Consider the following 17967-nt stretch of genomic DNA (forward strand, 5'->3'; position numbering starts at 1 on the left):
AGAAATACATTGAATAAGGATGAGTGATCAAAATAATGATAATCTAGAAGACAAAGAAGGTTCTTTGAATGAATCGATCCCTGTGACAGGAATGTACAAGGAATGGTTCCTAGACTATGCCTCTTATGTAATTCTAGAAAGAGCAGTTCCTGCTATTGAAGATGGTTTGAAGCCTGTACAGCGTAGGATTCTCCATGCGATGAAGGAGATGGATGATGGTCGATTCAACAAAGTCGCCAATATCATTGGTCAATCTATGCAGTATCACCCACATGGTGATCAATCTATCGGAGATGCCATTGTCAATTTAGGACAGAAAGAATTATTGATCGAAACTCAGGGTAACTGGGGCGATATCCGAACAGGTGATGGTGCTGCTGCATCGAGATACATTGAGGCTAGATTATCCAAATTTGCATTGGAAGTTGTCTTCAATCCTCAGACTACAGAATGGCAGCTTTCTTATGATGGTAGAAAAAAAGAACCAGTAACCTTACCAGTCAAATTCCCACTTTTATTGGCACAAGGTGTAGAAGGGATTGCGGTAGGTTTATCGACAAAAATCCTTCCACACAATTTTATTGAACTGATTCAGGGGTCCATTCAGATTCTTCAAGGAGAAAGACCATACCTTCTTCCAGATTTCCCTACAGGAGGATTAGCAGACTTTACTGAATACAATGAAGGCCAAAGAGGTGGTAGAGTAAAGGTTAGAGCAAGGATTGAGGAAGGAGACAATAAAACATTGTTAATCAAAGATATACCATTTGCGACAACAACAAATTCTTTGATTGAATCCATTATCAAAGCGAATGATAAAGGAAAAATCAAAATCAAAAAAGTTGTAGACAATACAGCCAAAAATGTAGAGATTCAAATTCAATTGGCACCGGGTCAATCACCTGATATGACGATTGATGCTTTGTATGCATTTACAGATTGTGAAGTTAGCATTTCACCAAATGCCTGCGTGATTATCCAAGATAAGCCGGTATTTCTTTCTGTCAATGATATTCTTCAATACAATACCAAGCAGACGAAAGAGCTTCTAAAAAAGGAGCTGGAAATTCGTAAGGCGGAACTGATGGAGAAGTTACTTTTCTCTTCTTTAGAAAAGATTTTTATCGAAAATAGGATATATAGAGATATTGAGGAGTGCGAAACTTGGGACGCTGTAATTCAGACGATAGATAAAGGTTTAGACCCCTTCAAACCAAGTTTTTATAGAGATATCACGACTGAGGATATTGTACGCTTGACAGAAATCAAAATCAAAAGGATTTCAAAATTTGATGCTTTTAAAGCAGATGAATTGATGCGTAGGTTGGAAGAGGAGTTGAAAGAAGTGAATTACAATTTGAAGCACCTGACAACTTATGCTATCAAGTATTATGAAAATCTTTTGTCAAAATATGGTAAAGGAAGGGAGCGAAAAACTGAAATCAGAACTTTTGATCAAATCGAAGCAACGGTAGTAGCTGCGAACAATGCCAAGCTGTATGTGAATAGAACTGATGGTTTTGTAGGCTATGGATTGAAAAAAGACGAGTTTGTTTGTGACTGTTCTGATTTGGATGATATCATTGTGATCAGGCGAGATGGAAAATGCATTGTAAGTCGGATTCAGGAGAAAGGTTTTGTTGGAAAAGACATTCTCCATGTAGCAGTCTTCCGCAAAGGTGACGAGCGAATGGTTTACAATCTAATCTACCTTGACGGAGAATCTGGACGAGCGATGGTCAAAAGATTTCAAGTTTTGGCAGTTACTAGAGATAGAGAATATGAATTGACGAAGGGAACCAAAGGGTCCAAAGTACTTTATCTCACAGCAAATGCCAATGGAGAAGCTGAGATTGTGACTGTGTACCTTACTCAAGGAGCAAAAGCTAGAGTTAAAGTATTTGATTTCGACTTCAGTACTATTGAAATTAAAGGAAGAGGAGCAGGAGGTAATATCTTGACTAGATACCCAATCCGAAAAATTCAACTCAAAATGGAAGGTGTTTCTACTTTGGGAGGACTAGATATCTATTTTGACAGATCAGTTGGCAGGTTAAACACTGACCAAAGAGGAGTCTTGATTGGGAATTTCTTGGGTGAAGATAGAATTGTCGTTTTCTACAAAAATGGAGAGTATGAATTGACCACTTTCGAACTTACGAATCGATACGAAGCTCAAAATGTACTTTTGATAGAGAAATTTGATGCACAAAAAGTGATCTCTGCGATCTATTATGATGGAATCTCGAAGACCTATTTTGTTAAGAGATTTTTAATTGAGACATCTACGATTAATAAGAAATTCAATTTTATCTCAGATCACAAGCAATCTTATTTGAAACTTGTATCCACTGAAAAACAACCTCAAGTAAAAGCGAAGTTGCAGAAAGGGAAGGAGCAAGAGGAAAATGAATACGATTTGGATATGCTGATCGATGTCAAAGGATGGAAATCGGTAGGGAATAAGTTCTCTTCCCATCAAATTTTAGAAATTGAATTGATCCAGCCAAAAAAAGTAGAGAAATCAGAGAAGGAAGAAGGTGATTCTGAAGCAAGTGGAGATGTTGACGATTCCTTGGAAATCGGTTCTACGATTGATCTGAAAATAAATAAAGATGACGAAGATCAATTGGGATTATTTTAAATAAGTTATTGATCGAAGGGTACAATAATGGATACAAAAGAGAAAGAATTTCTAAACTATCTAAGCGGGTACATCACACCACACAAGATGGCTTTGATGGAGGAAATTCTGGCTAAGAGAACAAGGTATTTTACTGTTGTCTTAGAAGATATTTATAAACCACACAATGCATCAGCCGTTCTCAGGACGGCTGATTGTTTTGGTATTCAGGACGTGTATATCATTGAGAAAGAACAAGAATATAAGGTAAATCCGTATGTCACCCGAGGAGCAGCACAGTGGGTTGATATTCATAAATACAGCAATTATGGAGGCAATGCGGTGACTTGCTGTGTTTCTGATTTGAAAGCAAAAGGATTTAAAATCTATGCAACAAGTCCTAGAGCAGAAAGTATTTCCATTCACGATTTGAAAGTGGATGAAAAGACGGCATTGGTTTTTGGCAATGAACATGAAGGCGTGAGTGAAGAGATGATTTCACAAGCTGACGGATTGGTACATATTCCGATGGATGGATTCACCGAGAGTTTCAATATCTCTGTAGCAGCATCAATATTTTTATTTGATCTTCAGCGCAAAGCAGCAGCTTTAGATATTCCAGATTTCTATTTGACAGAAGCAGAAAAAGAAGTTCTACGCTCCAAATGGTATCGTGATGTAGTAAAAAATTCAGCCTTGCATGAAAAGGAGTTTTTTAAGGATTTTAGGAAAGAATAATATTTTTTGAATGGTCTTAATATGATTTTTTTAGATTTCAGGGCTAACGCCCCTCTCAGGATCTTGTACATTGTTTTATCTACGAAGATTTCAGGGCTAACACCCCTTTTTTTGTAGTATCTAGTTAATATTTGTTACGAATATGTCAAGTTGACTCCCCTTTAGGATCTCGTCTTTCAGGTATTTACTACGAAGATGTTGAAGTTAACGCCCCATAATAGATTTTATCTGATTTTTGTAAATATGAAAACTATAGTTTTTGTACCTTTATGTTTGGATTTTTCAATTTCGGTGGAGATAAAAATTGGGGGAGTGGCACTCTTATCTTTGTAGCAAAAAGCAAATTTGATATTGGTCGAAAACGGGGGCGTAGCCCTCTAATCTTCGTAGAAAATGGGTTGGTTTAGTATTGAGAGGGGCGTAGCCCTGACATCTTATTCATACCAATCCAATAAATACATCCTAATCCTAAACAAAAAATGGAGCTCACAACCATGAAAAGAGGCCGTTCGGATAATTCGTTGAGATAAGGATGGTCTAAAAGATAGACTATTGGAATACCAACTAACCCTCTAAAAATCATGACAAAAGAGAAGCCATATAAAATAAAGTTTGAAAATGGTAATCTCTTTTTCTTGAGAGAAGTGTGGAAAGCGTAAAAAGTTACCAAAGCTAATCCAATTGCTATTCCAAGAGTAGTAATCACAGGTTCCAACATGCCTTCATTAGATTGTCGCGCCATTTCTGTTCCTGCACCAAAAAATAAATACCAATCTGAGCCGCCAATGACAATGGCTACATGCAATAGTGAAATTATAGCGGTGATTATACCTGCTGAAAACAACCATTTATTCATGGTCTAAATTTAAACAAAAGGGGCTTTTTTATAAATAAAAAGCCCCTTTTGTTTATAAGAATAATTATCTCCTCACAATTGGTAAAGTGATGCTGCTCGGATATTTGCTAGAATGATGGATATTGTTTGTAGCAACAATACCTTCAGTTTCGTCATAGGTATTTCCACCGGTGTTCATATTTCTGTCAAATCTCGGGAAATTAGAGGATGAAACTTCAATTCTGATACGGTGGCCTTTTTCGAAGAAATTAGAAGTAGACATAGGAGTCATATTGACTTCATAGACTTTCCCTTTTTCCATGAAAACTTCCTTTTCGTATCCTTCTCTATAACGAACTCTTTGGATTGTCTCATCTAGATTATAAGCACTTCCATCAGGATAAACATCAATCAATTTAATTGTCAAATCTGTATCTTTTACATCTGTGGACAGATATAGCTTGGATTCAATAAATCCACTGACCTCTATGCCTTCTTCCAAAACATCTGAAGTATAAACCAAAATATCCTCTCTCAACTCCATTTCCTGCTGATCCCAAGAACCACCTTGAACAGCATTTCCGGTACAACACACATTTCCACCATAGGAATTTACAGGATTCATTGGGTCATATTTGAAAGAGTCTGGATTGTCACGGTTTGGTCGTTTTGAGCTTAACACGCCATCACCCAATCTGCTGTTTGCTTTGCCTTTGCTATCTAGAAAGAAAGTTGTCATTTGAGCTTCTTTGGGAGGCCATGTGTCTGAGGATTGCCATTCGTTAGATCCCATGGTGAAATAGCGAACTTTTGGCATATCTTCTTTGATCTTATTTTCTTCGCCTTTCAGCCAAAAATCAAACCATGCATATGTCAATTCATTGTAATTTAACCTTGCATCTCCAACTGATCTTTCGCCAACTATCGTGTTTTCCGTTGCTCTTGTATATGCGCAGTGAAGGGTAGGAGCGATTACCAAATATTGATTATCTCTTATTTTAGGATCTTTGGCACTATTTCTTACATGATTGTAAAGCGCCAAATTTGGACTAGCTGCGACATCATACCAGGAAACGAACCAAAAACTTGGTTTTTCGAATTCCATATCATCGTGAAAAAGTCCACCTTCAAACCATTTTGGATCATTTGGCTTACGGGTAATCATTTCTTCATAAATTCCTTTTGGACCGTTTACATTTTTGATAATATCCTGAATCGGCAAATGACTCAATCCCTCTTTCCAATCAACTCTTGGGTAGCGTGGAGCCATATCATAAAAACGCTGTAAACGCAATAAATCTTCTTGTTGAATTCCTTCCGGCAATCTTGGAGCCATTGGATCGTGCTGTGTGCTATAAAGCCATGTGGTGAAAAGCATTTGGCCTGCACCACCTCGGTACCAGTTTCCTTGCTCGTAATAATCACCAATTCTTCCTACTCCGGCGCCATATCCCTGTGGAATCAAAGCTGCGTGAGCTGGATGGTCCATCGCTGCTACAGCCATTTGCCATTCAGCAGTAGAAGAGCAACCGATAGTTCCGATTTTGCCATTACTCCAAGGCTGATCTTCCATCCAATCGAAAGCATCATATCCATCCGTAAGTGGGGTTCCTAAAATATCCCATTCTCCTTCAGAGAAGAATCTGCCTCTTTCATTTTGAACAACATAAGCATAACCTCTTTTGACAGCTTCCAGGGCAGTTTGAAGTGTCCGAGTGGTCATTTCTCCATCTCTGTAGGAATTAAAATTGTATGGAGTTCTCGAAAAAATGATTGGAACAGGCGTATCGCCTTTTGGTCTATAAATATCTGTGGCTAATCTCACCCCATCTCGCATGGGTATCATGACCTTTTGATCTATGACTGCAACTTCATCGAGCTGCTCTAAAATGGACTTTTCTTGGGCAAAAGTTGCTCCCCACATCAAGAAGAGGACAAGCAAAACATTAAATTTTCTCATAGGTTAGAATTTGGTGTTTATTCAAATTCTAAAATAAAATTTTAAATCCATATTGTATAACTGAATTATATAAAAGGACTTTAATTCTTCTTAAATCTTTCTCTTAAACCCTCAAAAAGTGGAGTTCTATTTTTTTTACGCTTTTCTCTTGCGCGCTGTCTTCTTTTTTTATCCTGTGCCTTACTTTTTACAATTACAGTTCGAACAGAAATCCCCACCTGACCTCGATAAAATTCTTCTCTACCCGACATATTAAAATTAGGCTTGTAATCAAGGGAAACTGTCGTATTCAAAATGGTCATTTCAATACCACCAATCAAATCAATTCCATTCGTATTGTTTCCGTAGGTGGTAATGATTTCCATTGTTGCAGGGTTTTTGATATTGCTTTCTTCCCATCCAAGAGAATAACCAAGTCCATAATAGTAATTGAATCTTTTGGAAATTATTGGTCTGTGACGTTCTAAAAGTAAATGAAGTGTCGTGTTTCTGCTAAAATCTGATTGTGCTATTCCTTCAATGGTGATATTTTTTAATATTCTTTGCTGAGCGGTAATTCCTACTGTTCTGCTGAAATCATTAGAGCCCAATCTCAAACCAGCTGCTGTGCCATATCGCTGAGCATTAGTTTGGCTACTCATAAAAATAAAAATTCCCAGCACTATTAAAGTAGTGATTTTTTTAATCATTCTATAAATTATAAAGTATCAGAGTTTAAAATTATGTTCAATAATTATTCCAGATAATTTACCAGTCCTCGTCTTTTTCCTCATTTAAAGTGATTTCGCTATTCCTTACTTCGTACATAAAAGCCTCGTAATGTAACTGTCCACCTTCTGCAATTCTAATTTCTGATTGCATCAAAAACTTGTTGACTTCAGTTAACTCTTCAAAAGTGGGATTTTGAATATGTTTTGGGATCTTGAAAATCCGTTCATCTTGCTTGTCAAAAGGTGTAGGCACTTTCCCACCATAAAAGTAGGGGATAAGTGTTTCTGAGCAACTTATTCCTATTTTATCTATTCTAAATTCGTCGAAATGCTCTTGTATACGGTGATTGATACTTTCAAAAAATTCTAGAGTTTCTTGCAACCTGATTCTTGAACCAGCTCTAGATTTTCCTTTGGTTTTCAAATGCTTGATTTGACTTTTCCCTTGCTTTTTACGCGTCATGTAAGCCCGAAAGACTTTGTGCTGATGATTTACATAATTCTCAAAAAATCCCACAGAAGCAATTCCTGAACGGATCATTATTAAGACATAATTCTTGAAATCTGTATGTATAGGCAGCTTTTTATCAAAGTCAAAATCCATATCTAACGGCAAACGTAATTTTATTATGGATTCCTTGTCTAGAATAAAATCAAGAAGATGTTTTTTATCATTATATTCGAAAGCAATACCCTTGGAATGCATGAAAGTAACAAATCTGAAAATCAATATTTTATCAAATTTTTCTATTTTCATTTAAAATTTTCGCTTTCAAGGCTTTAGAATGGTCTTATATTTGTGACTTGCTAAATTAGAAAACCATGGAGAATAAAATACTATATCTACTTGAGAAAATGTGTGATAAATCAGAAGCTGAGGCTTTTGAATATGCTGATAAACTAGCGGAAATAGGTACGGAGGAAGTTGTAGATCAATTGATAGAGATTATAAAAGGTCAAGATTTAGATGCTGCATACTTAGCAGCAAGAGCATTGAGCAAAATTGAAAATAATCAAAAGGCCTTAGATCCATTATTGGAGATCATTCATGATAGTAAAAATAAAAATACGAATGGACTTTTTGTTCAAGCTCTAGAAGGATTCGACCTCAGTGATAAATTTGTTGATGTATTGAGGATTTATTTGTTCGGAAATTTCAAGTCGTCCAATCTTGCTAAAGATTATTTGGATCATGTTGAGTTTGATCTTAGTCCTCGAACAATCAAAAAAGCTGAAAAACATTGGAAGCATTTTGAAAATAATGTGGATAAAGAAAGTGATGATTTTCTCATCAAAAAAGAAGAGGTAGAACTCATTCTTCAAGAAATAAAACAATTATTTCTTGAAGAATGAACAACAAAAGTATAACAAAACAGGTTAAAAGGATATGGCTATTAAAGAATTGATATCATTGCATGAAGATTTTCTGTTGGATTTTGGTTTTGAATTAGATTCATCATTGCTTCATTACACAAAATCATTCTCTGAGGGGAAACAAATTTTGTTTTTTCACCATATACAAAACCCAGATGCTAACTACCTCGAAATTCAGTTAGGAATTAGGTTTGATCAAGTCGAAAATATAATTAATCAATTTCTTCCTTCTCTTGGTGACTTCAAAGATAGAAGTGTAACTCATGTAATACCTTTGAATCAAATTGATAACAATTTGCCTAGGAGGTTCTTTCTTCAAGATGATTTTGAGGTTAATGATATATTGAAAAAAATCGAGGAATTTTTAGTTAAAGATGGTTTTCACTGGCTAGATAAATATTCTGTCCCAGAGAATATGGAATTTTTATTTAATAAAAATCCAGATCAAGAGCTGACCACACAGAACTTTACCTACAGATCTGCTCGCGCTATTACCCTTTCTAAACTTTACAACAAACAAGAATACGAGTATACGAAAAAAGCATATTTAGACAAATTGGAGGAGATGATGGTTACGCCATTTACACTTGCTAGCTTTCTGAATTTATTAAATCACTTAGAAAATTTAGATTAAATTCGAGTCTGACTTAATTTAAATCAATAAGAAATGCCATCTGCTTGGATGGCATTTCTTATTTCCTTTTAACACCTCTTATAGCTTTTTCTTCTAAAGGACTTTCAGGCCAAGCGTGTTTTGGATAGCGCCTTTTGAGTTCTTTTTTGACTTCGAAATACGTATTTTCCCAAAAATTCTTTAAATCAGATGTTACTTGGACAGGCTTAAACCCAGGTGAAAGCAAGTGTAGAAGCAGACTTGTTCGATTTTCATTGATTTTCGGAGTTTCCAACCAACCAAATACTTCCTGTAAGCGAACAGCCAGGACAGGTTGCTCTCCATGTTTGGAGTAGTTGATCTTAATGGAACTTCCGCTTGGAACAGTAATTTTTTCAGGGACTAATTCATTGAACTTAATTTGCTGCTCAAAATTCAAAGTGTGAATAAGAATAGTTGCTAAATCTAGCTTTTTGAAATCTTCAGGCCTGCGAATTTCTGCAAGGTAAGGCGTTAGAAAATCCTTTTGATTGTTGATAATCGACTCAATAGACCAATCAGGCCAGTTTTCTTCTCTTCTCCATTTTCTTAAACTTGACATTCTCGCCTGTAAGTTTAGTACTTTTTCAGAAACTTCGAGAAGTTTTTCACCTTCTTGGATCAATGCATTTGCTAAGGCTTCCATCAAATCTTCATCAGAAAGATCACGGATAGGAGTAGATCGCAACACAATGCTTCCAATACTTAAATCGATACTTGCAATCAATCCACCTTTTTTGCTATCCCAAGTCACTTTTCTTTTTTCTTTGACAAATGGAGCCAAATCCTTTGGATTAAGCGGTGAGGCTAAAAATACTTTCCCCATTCCTTCACGAGCATCAATGTGCGAAATAGCCAACCATGATTCATGTGCCAAATCATCTTTGTGACCAATCATAGCCAATTTTCCATTAGCTAGTTGAAATTGGGCATTGTTTCCAGGTCTAGCAAATGCAATTCTTTCTGGATAGGCCAAAGCAATGATAGAGCCTGTTTCAAATGAATCTACAGGAGAATTATCTACTTCTGCTTTGAAAAGTCTTCGATAATTCGATGCTATTTTTTCAATTTTATTAACCCCTTTTACCGACAAGCCTTCTTTTCTTGCTCTTCTCAATGCTTCAATTCTTAAATTGATATCGACTCCTGTTTCTGGCGATAATGGATCTCTTTCTTCCAATAATCCTGCAATATCTGTAGCCAAGGCAATTTTATCTTCATCTTGTGCAGTCACGAGCATATGAGCAATTCGTGGATGGGCAGGTATGGTATGGATTAGCTTTCCATGTGGCGTAATCTTTCCATTTTCAATAGCGTTGAGCTGATTCAAAATATCGAAGGCTTGTGCTAATGTGCCAGCAGGTGGCGGCGTAAGCCAAGTCAAATTTCTAATATCTTTGATTCCCCATTCCATCGTATCCAAAACTAAAAATGCTAGATCGGCTTCTAAAATTTCTGGGGTTCTGAAACTTGCTAAATTAGCTTGGGTGGCTTTTGACCAAAGTCTATAGCAAACCCCAGGCTGAAGTCTCCCTGCTCTGCCAGCACGCTGATCAGCAGAGTCTTTTGCGATTCTGATTGTCTCTAATCGGCTTAGTCCTGACTTTGGGTCAAACTTTGAAGTTCTTCCAAATCCTGAATCAATCACAACGGTGATTCCTTCAATGGTTAAACTTGTCTCCGCGATGGAAGTAGAAAGCACAACTTTCCTTTTACCCGATCTATTTGGCATAATTGCCTGATATTGGGCAGTTGGGGAGAGTTGACCATAAAGTGGATGGATAGAAAAATTGTCCAATTGCTTCCTCAGAATCGCTTCTGTTTTTTTGATTTCTCCTTGTCCCGGTAGAAATACCAAGATATCACCTTCATATTTCTTGCTGGCATCAATCACATTTTTAGCAACCATTTCAGGCATTAACCAAGGGTCAATATCTCCTGTGTAGTTGATTTCAACAGGAAACATTTTCCCTTCACTGGAGATCACGGGTGCATTCAGCAAAGCTGAAAGTTGCGGCATGTCTAAAGTGGCAGACATCACCAAAATTCTTAAATCAGGTCTTAGCAGTTGCTGCGCTTCACGGCAAAGGGCCATAGCCACATCGGCATGAATATTTCTTTCATGAAATTCATCGAAAATCACTAATCCAACATCTTCCAAAGCATTATCTGAATGCAACATCCTCGTAAGAATACCTTCTGTGAGTACTTCCAATCTTGTGTTTTCAGATACTTGGCTTTCAAAGCGAATTCTGTACCCTATGGTTTGACCTAATTTTTCACCGAGCAACTCAGACATTCGCTGGGCAATGGATTTGGTAGCCAACCTTCGGGGTTCCAACATCAAAATCTTCTTTCCATTGAGAAATGGTTGGTTAAGAAGTGCCAAGGGGAGGAGTGTGCTTTTGCCCGCTCCAGGGGGAGCTTGGACAATTAGCGTATTTTTGGAATTTAGCTCTTGAAGAACTTCAGGGATGATTTCCTTGACAGGAAGGTCTATAGCAAATGGATCAAAACTCAAAATCTATCTATTTTTGTCATAAAGGTAAAAAATCCGCTTCTTAGTCTTTCATATTTGACTAAAAAGCGGATTTTAAATATTAAATCTCTTTTGTATTTTATTCTACACTTGCAGAAGCTCTACCATATTCCCATCGGATTTCAAAACCAGTTTTTGTGATTTCATAAACCAATCTTTCCTCTAAAGATGATGTCTGTCCAGAAGGTACAGTTACTCTTAACGCATCTTCAGCTTGATCATAAGTATAAGCACCCCACTGTTTGGCTACTTTATTAAAAATAAATGTAGATTCCATTTCGCCTGGGATGACAAAGAAACTGTATTTTCCAGCAGGTAACTCTTTCCCTTGAATCTTCACATCTTTGCTAAATTCAATCGTAGTAGCGTCATTTGCACCAGCTCTCCAAACCTCTCCCATAGGAACTAAATCTCCCCATACTGTTCTACCTTTTACTGCGGGACTACTGTAGTTGATTGTGATTTTAGCACCATTGATTTCTCCTTCAGCTGTTTTTGCTGGACTTGGCTTTTCTCCTTGAGCATTCGCAAAAAGACTTACCGTAGTTAGTAATAAAGCTACTAAACCGATTTTTTTGAAAATTGATTGTTTCATGGTATTTGATTTATTTGAGTTTAAAGATTTTTACTTGATTTTAATTTATCGGCAACATTAAATTTTTGATGATTTATAAAACCTTTGATAACGTTAATTAAGAGGCTTTTGAATAGTCAATTACTTAGACTTTTACCCAAGTTTGCGACTTATGACTTTCAATAATTCTTTCACAGATAATCAGTTCACGTAAGCCATCTTGGAAAGTTGGAAAAGCAGGATTTTCAGGTTGCTTGCCTTCTCTTACAGCAGCATATACTTCTTTGAACATTTGTTTGGAAGTATCGGGGAAACCTTCATTGTGTCCACCAGGGAAACTAATCAATCCCGCAGCCTCTTTTGTAAATAAAGCAGGATCTTTCATTAAATGTTGATTGGCTGTTTCTCTTTTTCCTATCCACATTTCATTCGGCTTTTCTGAGCACCATTCAAAATTGGACTTCGAACCAGCTATTTCGATATTTAAACGATTTTTTCTACCAGCATTGACTTGAGATACAGTAACCGAACCTTTGTTGCCATTATCAAATCTCAACAAGACTGATGCATGATCTTCGGTATTGATAGGGACTTCTTGATAATCGGAAGCATCAAGCATTTTTCCCGAGTAAGTTTCAATTGCTTTCAATGGTTTTAATCTTGTCTTATGAACGGTAGAAAAGTCAGCCATCACTTCCGTAATTTTCAATCCAGTCACATACTCTGTCAAGTCCAAAAGATGTGATCCAATATCAGCGATTGCTCTGGAATCTCCAGATTTATCTGGTTCTAGTCTCCAATTGTAATCAGTCTGCAAAAACAACCAATCTTGAAGATAGGAACCCATGATGCTATATATTTCTCCTAACTCACCACTTTCTCGCATGGTTTTCATTTGTCTGACCATCGGATAATATCGCAGGTTGAAATGGACAGCATTGACCAAGCCTTTTTCCTTTGCCAAAGCCACAAGTTCTTCAGCTTCTTCAATTTTAGTTGCTAATGGTTTTTCACAAATAACATGTTTTCCAGCTTCAAGAACTGCTTTTGATTGGGAAAAATGAAGAAAATTTGGCGTACAAATGTGGACCACATCGATAGTTGGATTTTGTAGCATTTCTTCAAAAGTATATGCATTTGGGATACCGAGTAAGGCCGCTTTTTCTTTTGCTAAGTCAATATTAACTTCACACAGAGCGACAACTTCAATATTGGGTAATCTTCTAAGAGCTTCTAAATGCGCAGGACCAATAAATCCAGTTCCGACGATAGCGGCATTGATCTTTTTCATGATAGGTTTGATTGTTAAGATTTATAATTCAAAATTAAATATAACCGAATATCTCCTTTATAAAAAACACTTTTGGTTACAGATGATTTATCCATTTATATTTGATTAGTGCAGATCGTCACAATTAACACCAAAAAACCGACTTAAGTCACCTCATAAATCAATATTTTGATTAAATTATTGATCCAAATAAATAATATCAACAATGGCAAATTATAATCTTCGAATCAATGAAAAGAACTACGAAGTAGACGTAGAGGATGATACTCCGCTACTTTGGGTCTTGAGAGATCATCTTGGATTAGTTGGAACAAAATACTCTTGTGGAATTGCTCAATGTGGTGCTTGCACGGTACATATTAATGGTGAAGCTACTTTTTCTTGCACACTTCCAATTTCTAGCGTAGGAAATGATAAAGTTACGACTATCGAAGGACTTTCTGAAAAAGGTGATCATCCTGTTCAAAAAGCTTGGAATGAAATTGATGTGGCACAATGTGGCTATTGTCAAGCAGGTCAGATTATGAATGCGGCTTCTTTTTTAAAGAAAAATCCAAAACCTACATTAGAAGAGATAGACAATGCAATGAATAGAAATCTCTGCAGATGTGGTACTTATCATAAAATTCGTGAAGCTGTAGCCTTAGCTGCAAAAACCAAATAATCATGGCAAATATAACCAAAACGAACAGAAGAGATTTCCTCAAAATAGCTGCTACAGCAACAGGAGGATTGTTTATTGGCTTTTATTGGTCAGGATGTGACTCGCCTAAGATGCAAGTGCTCAGCACAGAAGAAATTCTATCTAAAGCGACAGACTTCAATAGTTTCCTCTCTATAACTCCTGATGGAGACATTGTTATTTATTCTCCAAATCCAGAGTTAGGGCAAAATATCAAAACATCTTTCCCGATGGTTGTTGCTGAGGAATTGGATGCAGATTGGTCACGCGTAAGAGTTTTACAAGCGAATTTAGATACTGAAAAGTATGAAAGACAACTAACTGGTGGTTCAGGCGCTATGCCGCATTCTTGGGAAAGACTGAGAAAAGCAGGAGCAACAGCTAGACACCTCTTGATATCAGCAGCAGCTACACGATTGGAAGTGGATAGGAATTCTTTGACCACAGAAAAGGGAATAATATATCATAAAGACAGTGGTAAAAAACTGGGTTATGGAGAAGTTGTATTGGATGCAGCACAGTTAGAAGCTCCTGATGAAGTGATTTTCAAAGATCCAAAGGATTTTAAAATCATTGGAACCCCTGTTAAGAATGTTGATAATGAAGATATATTTACTGGAAAGCCACTTTTTGGATTGGATTTTTATCGAGAAGGTATGCTTCATGCAATGGTTCAAAGACCACCTTTTGGAATGAAAATCAAATCCGTGGATGATGCTTCAGCTCGAGCTATTCCTGGTATTCAAGATGTAATTGTCTATGATAATAATGTTGCAATAGTAGGCAATTCCACTTGGCCATTGATGAAGGCGAAAAGAAGGTTGAATGTTTCTTATGAACCTGATGGTAAAGTAGAAAGCAGTTTTGATCACGATCGTATATTCAAGGAATTGCTAGATAGCAAAGATGCCCGAGCAATGCGCGAAGATGGAGATGTAGATACAGCTTTCAAAAATGCAGCAAAAATCGTCACAAGCGAATATCAATGTCCATTCTTATCACATTCTCCGATGGAACCAATGAACTTCTTCGCCCATGTGAAAGAAGATCAAGTGGAATTAATCGGCCCAACACAAACTCCTGATTCAGCTCGAGTTCAAACAGCTAATTTGTTAGGAATTCCTAAAGAAAATATCAGTGTAGAAATCACAAGGCTAGGAGGGGGATTCGGAAGAAGACTTCGAGCAGATTATGTATTGGAGGCTGTAGAAATTTCCAAAAGAATGAATGCCCCAGTGAAAGTCACTTGGAGTAGAGAAGATGACATGACCGGTGGAGCGTACAGACCAGCAGTAAGATACAGATTCTCGGCAGCTTTAGATGAAGCTGGAAATATGATTGGTTATAAATTGAGGGGAGTTGGCATGAATGCGGGGAATTCTGTAAGACAAGATAATTTCCCTTCAGGTGCTGTAGAAAACGTATTGATCGAGAATGTCAATTACGCATCTTCCATCACAACAAATGCTTGGAGAGCACCAATTACCAATTTCTTGGCTTATGCAGAGCAGTCCTTTTTGGATGAAGTGGCTTTGGAAGCTCAAAAAGATCCAGTTCAATTTAGACTTGAGCTTTTGGAAAAAGCCAAAACATCTCCAGTTGGATCTGTGAATTATGATGTAGATCGGATGATTGGTGTAATCAAGGATGCAGCTGAAAAATCAAATTGGGGCAAAGACGGCAATGTGAAGCAAGGATTCTCTGTTTATTTCTCCCATAGATCCTATGTGGCACAAGTGGCCAATATTGAAATGGAAAACAATCAACCTGTCCTGAAGAAAATTATCGCAAGTACAGACTGTGGCATTGTAGTAAATCCAACTGGTGCAAATCATCAGGTTCGTGGTGGAATAGTAGATGGTATGGGCCATGCTATGTATGGGAATCTGACATTTGAAAACGGACTTCCAAAGCAAAAGAATTTTGATTCTTACCGTCTGATTAGAATGAAGGAAGTTCCAGAAGTGGAAGTTCATTACTTGGATAGTGGTTTTGATCCTACTGGTTTGGGAGAACCGGCATTACCACCAACTGGAGGAGCTATCGCCAATGCAATATTTGCAGCTACTGGAAGAAGGCTAAGAAGTCAGCCATTTGTAGAGCAAAAAGAATTCTCAGATATAAATTTAGAGATAAAAAGAGGGTAGGTGAGAAGTTAGATTCAAGAAACAAGAGACAATATACAAGAAAAGGATGCATTAAACAGAATAAATTTTTATAGCCCCGTGTGAAAAGCGGGGTTATTTGTATTTTAAAATAATGCATCTCAAATCTCGTCCATTCCTCTTTCAGGAAAATAGGGGCCAATGAGTTTGAGTTCTTTCATATCTATCGATAGCTCAAAATCAACCTTGATTTCGTCTCGTTTGGTATCATGAATATTCAGGCAGGCATTGAAATGTACTAGATCAAAATCTAAGATAAAATTGCCTTGTAACTCAGAAGTAAAGTCGATTTCTCCTCTTAAAGCCACGTTTTCAGTGACTGCACCTTCTCTTTTGAAATAATAAGAAAGGAAAATCCCAAGATCTTTCCGTTCCTTTTCCAAAACATCTTGAATAAGATTCTCTAGTGAAGAATGATTTTGTTCTATTTTGAAGAGCCAAGTTTCTTGCATGTTTGGATCTGGATAGGTTTGAAATATGATAGAAATATAGTAGAAATAAGATTGAAATATTATGTTGGAAGAAAACTTTACTATTTCAAGAAACAAATTTATTTATCAATATTTAAAAGGTAGTTTTCACTGAAATTCGACTAACATCAAATTCACCAATAATCAATCCGCTGTACTCAATCAACCAAATAATAACCTATTCAAATGAATTACCCCATTTACCTAGATTATAATGCTACAACTCCTTGCGCTCCTGAAGTTGTAGAAGCGATGTTACCCTATTTTACGGAGCATTTCGGAAATGCAGCTAGCAAGAGTCATCCTTTTGGTTGGATGGCAGAAAATGCAGTGGAAATGGCTAGGGAAAATGTTGCGAGTTTGATAGGTGCAAATCCTAAGGAAATTATTTTTACCTCAGGGGCTACTGAAGCTATCAATATTGCAATCAAAGGTACTTTTGAAAGGTATGGAAAAGAGAAGCAACATTATATTTCATGTCAGACTGAACATAAAGCGGTTCTTGATACATTAAAGAAAATTGAAGAAAAAGGTGCAGAAATCACCCTGCTTCCTGTAAACAGTCATGGACAAATTGATCCTCTTGAATTGGAGTCAAGCATACGTCCTGAAACCAAAATGATCTGTCTAATGTGGGCGAATAATGAAACAGGGGTGATTTATCCTGTTGAAAAAATCGCTCAAATAGCAGCAAAGCACGATATCATCTTTTTTACTGATGCAGTCCAAGCTGTTGGTAAAATCCCTATTGATGTAAATGGAATCCATTTGATGGCATTATCTGCACACAAATTTTACGGTCCAAAAGGAGTAGGTGTTCTTTACATCAGACATAATCATGAACTTCCAAAGCCTATTTCACAAATAGATGGTGGTGGACATGAAAAGGGTTTCCGAAGTGGAACAATCAATGTTCCTGGAATTGTGGGATTAGGGAAAGCCGCTGAGATAGCAAAATCTAGCTTGAATAAAGAGTCAAAAAGGTTAAAAAGCCTTCGAGATAAATTGGAAATTGGAATTTTAGAAATCGAAGGGACTATATTAAATGCTGGTCAAAGTCAAAGATTAGATCATGTATCAAATATCTCATTTCAAGGAATTGAGGGAGAAAACTTACTCCGAGAAATTAATCGTGAAGTAGCTGTGAGCTCGGGTTCTGCCTGTACGAGCATTTCGCCCAAACCTTCCCATGTTCTTGCTGCTATGGGCATAGAAGCCGACCTAGGTCGAGCTTCTGTAAGATTCAGTTTGGGTAGAATGATAACAGAGGAAGAAATTGATAAAGTTATTAGAATCGTTAGGAATGTTGTTGAGAAATTGAGGGATTAAATTTCCATTTATTTATTTAATATAG

15 protein-coding genes are annotated in these 17967 nt (G+C 36.9%); 7 read left to right on the top strand and 8 right to left on the bottom strand.

What is annotated here, in order from left to right:
* Nucleotides 1–19 precede the first annotated feature (19 nt).
* Complete coding sequence (locus tag IEV57_RS14135; RefSeq protein ID WP_188443696.1) at nucleotides 20–2644, top strand: DNA gyrase/topoisomerase IV subunit A; 2625 nt, start codon at nucleotides 20–22, stop codon at nucleotides 2642–2644.
* Between the two features lie 27 nt (nucleotides 2645–2671).
* Nucleotides 2672–3361, top strand: coding sequence for a TrmH family RNA methyltransferase (locus IEV57_RS14140; RefSeq protein WP_188443697.1), 690 nt, complete (start codon nucleotides 2672–2674; stop codon nucleotides 3359–3361).
* A gap of 403 nt (nucleotides 3362–3764) precedes the next feature.
* Here the strand turns inward: IEV57_RS14140 and IEV57_RS14145 are convergent, their stop codons facing one another.
* From IEV57_RS14145 to IEV57_RS14160, 4 genes are all read right to left on the bottom strand, one after another.
* Nucleotides 3765–4217 carry a hypothetical protein gene (locus IEV57_RS14145; RefSeq protein WP_188443698.1) on the bottom strand — a complete coding sequence of 151 codons (453 nt, stop codon included), beginning with the start codon at nucleotides 4215–4217 and terminating at the stop codon, nucleotides 3765–3767.
* A 64-nt stretch (nucleotides 4218–4281) separates the two neighbouring features.
* Entirely contained in the window at nucleotides 4282–6156 is a 1875-nt protein-coding gene (locus IEV57_RS14150; protein WP_188443699.1) for a CocE/NonD family hydrolase, read from the bottom strand.
* An 80-nt stretch (nucleotides 6157–6236) separates the two neighbouring features.
* Nucleotides 6237–6797: a hypothetical protein gene (locus IEV57_RS14155; protein WP_229744494.1), complete on the bottom strand. Its 561-nt coding sequence runs from the start codon at nucleotides 6795–6797 to the stop codon at nucleotides 6237–6239.
* A gap of 106 nt (nucleotides 6798–6903) precedes the next feature.
* Nucleotides 6904–7623: a VLRF1 family release factor gene (locus IEV57_RS14160; protein WP_188443701.1), complete on the bottom strand. Its 720-nt coding sequence runs from the start codon at nucleotides 7621–7623 to the stop codon at nucleotides 6904–6906.
* Nucleotides 7624–7688: 65 nt separating this feature from the next.
* Here IEV57_RS14160 and IEV57_RS14165 point away from each other — a divergent pair, with 65 nt between their 5' ends.
* Together IEV57_RS14165 and IEV57_RS14170 are read left to right on the top strand one after the other, a co-directional pair.
* A complete protein-coding gene (locus tag IEV57_RS14165; protein WP_188443702.1) occupies nucleotides 7689–8219 on the top strand; it encodes a HEAT repeat domain-containing protein in 531 nt (176 codons plus the stop codon).
* A 34-nt stretch (nucleotides 8220–8253) separates the two neighbouring features.
* Nucleotides 8254–8874, top strand: a complete 621-nt coding sequence (locus IEV57_RS14170) for a hypothetical protein (protein WP_188443703.1) — start codon at nucleotides 8254–8256, stop codon at nucleotides 8872–8874.
* 58 nt (nucleotides 8875–8932) lie between these two features.
* On the opposite strand, the gene hrpB is transcribed toward IEV57_RS14170, so the two are convergent.
* The 3 genes from hrpB to IEV57_RS14185 all read right to left on the bottom strand — a co-directional run bounded on the left by hrpB (nucleotide 8933) and on the right by IEV57_RS14185 (nucleotide 13296).
* The gene (hrpB, locus tag IEV57_RS14175; RefSeq protein ID WP_188443704.1) at nucleotides 8933–11413 is read right to left on the bottom strand and encodes an ATP-dependent helicase HrpB; all 2481 of its coding nucleotides are present in this window, start codon (nucleotides 11411–11413) and stop codon (nucleotides 8933–8935) included.
* A 97-nt stretch (nucleotides 11414–11510) separates the two neighbouring features.
* A complete protein-coding gene (locus tag IEV57_RS14180; protein ID WP_188443705.1) occupies nucleotides 11511–12026 on the bottom strand; it encodes a DUF2911 domain-containing protein in 516 nt (171 codons plus the stop codon).
* A 124-nt stretch (nucleotides 12027–12150) separates the two neighbouring features.
* Nucleotides 12151–13296: a Gfo/Idh/MocA family protein gene (locus IEV57_RS14185; protein WP_188443706.1), complete on the bottom strand. Its 1146-nt coding sequence runs from the start codon at nucleotides 13294–13296 to the stop codon at nucleotides 12151–12153.
* A gap of 205 nt (nucleotides 13297–13501) precedes the next feature.
* Between IEV57_RS14185 and IEV57_RS14190 the strand changes: the two genes are divergently transcribed.
* On the top strand, nucleotides 13502–13960 hold the full coding sequence (locus IEV57_RS14190) for a (2Fe-2S)-binding protein (protein WP_188443707.1): 459 nt from the start codon (nucleotides 13502–13504) through the stop codon (nucleotides 13958–13960).
* Between the two features lie 2 nt (nucleotides 13961–13962).
* Complete coding sequence (locus IEV57_RS14195; protein ID WP_188443708.1) at nucleotides 13963–16125, top strand: xanthine dehydrogenase family protein molybdopterin-binding subunit; 2163 nt, start codon at nucleotides 13963–13965, stop codon at nucleotides 16123–16125.
* Between the two features lie 119 nt (nucleotides 16126–16244).
* Here the strand turns inward: IEV57_RS14195 and IEV57_RS14200 are convergent, their stop codons facing one another.
* Nucleotides 16245–16595, bottom strand: a complete 351-nt coding sequence (locus tag IEV57_RS14200; RefSeq protein ID WP_188443709.1) for a hypothetical protein — start codon at nucleotides 16593–16595, stop codon at nucleotides 16245–16247.
* Between the two features lie 204 nt (nucleotides 16596–16799).
* Here IEV57_RS14200 and IEV57_RS14205 point away from each other — a divergent pair, with 204 nt between their 5' ends.
* Nucleotides 16800–17942, top strand: a complete 1143-nt coding sequence (locus tag IEV57_RS14205) for a cysteine desulfurase family protein (RefSeq protein WP_188443710.1) — start codon at nucleotides 16800–16802, stop codon at nucleotides 17940–17942.
* The last annotated feature ends 25 nt before the right edge of the window (nucleotides 17943–17967 follow it).

This window comes from Belliella aquatica (assembly GCF_014637795.1).
Classification (GTDB): domain Bacteria; phylum Bacteroidota; class Bacteroidia; order Cytophagales; family Cyclobacteriaceae; genus Belliella; species Belliella aquatica.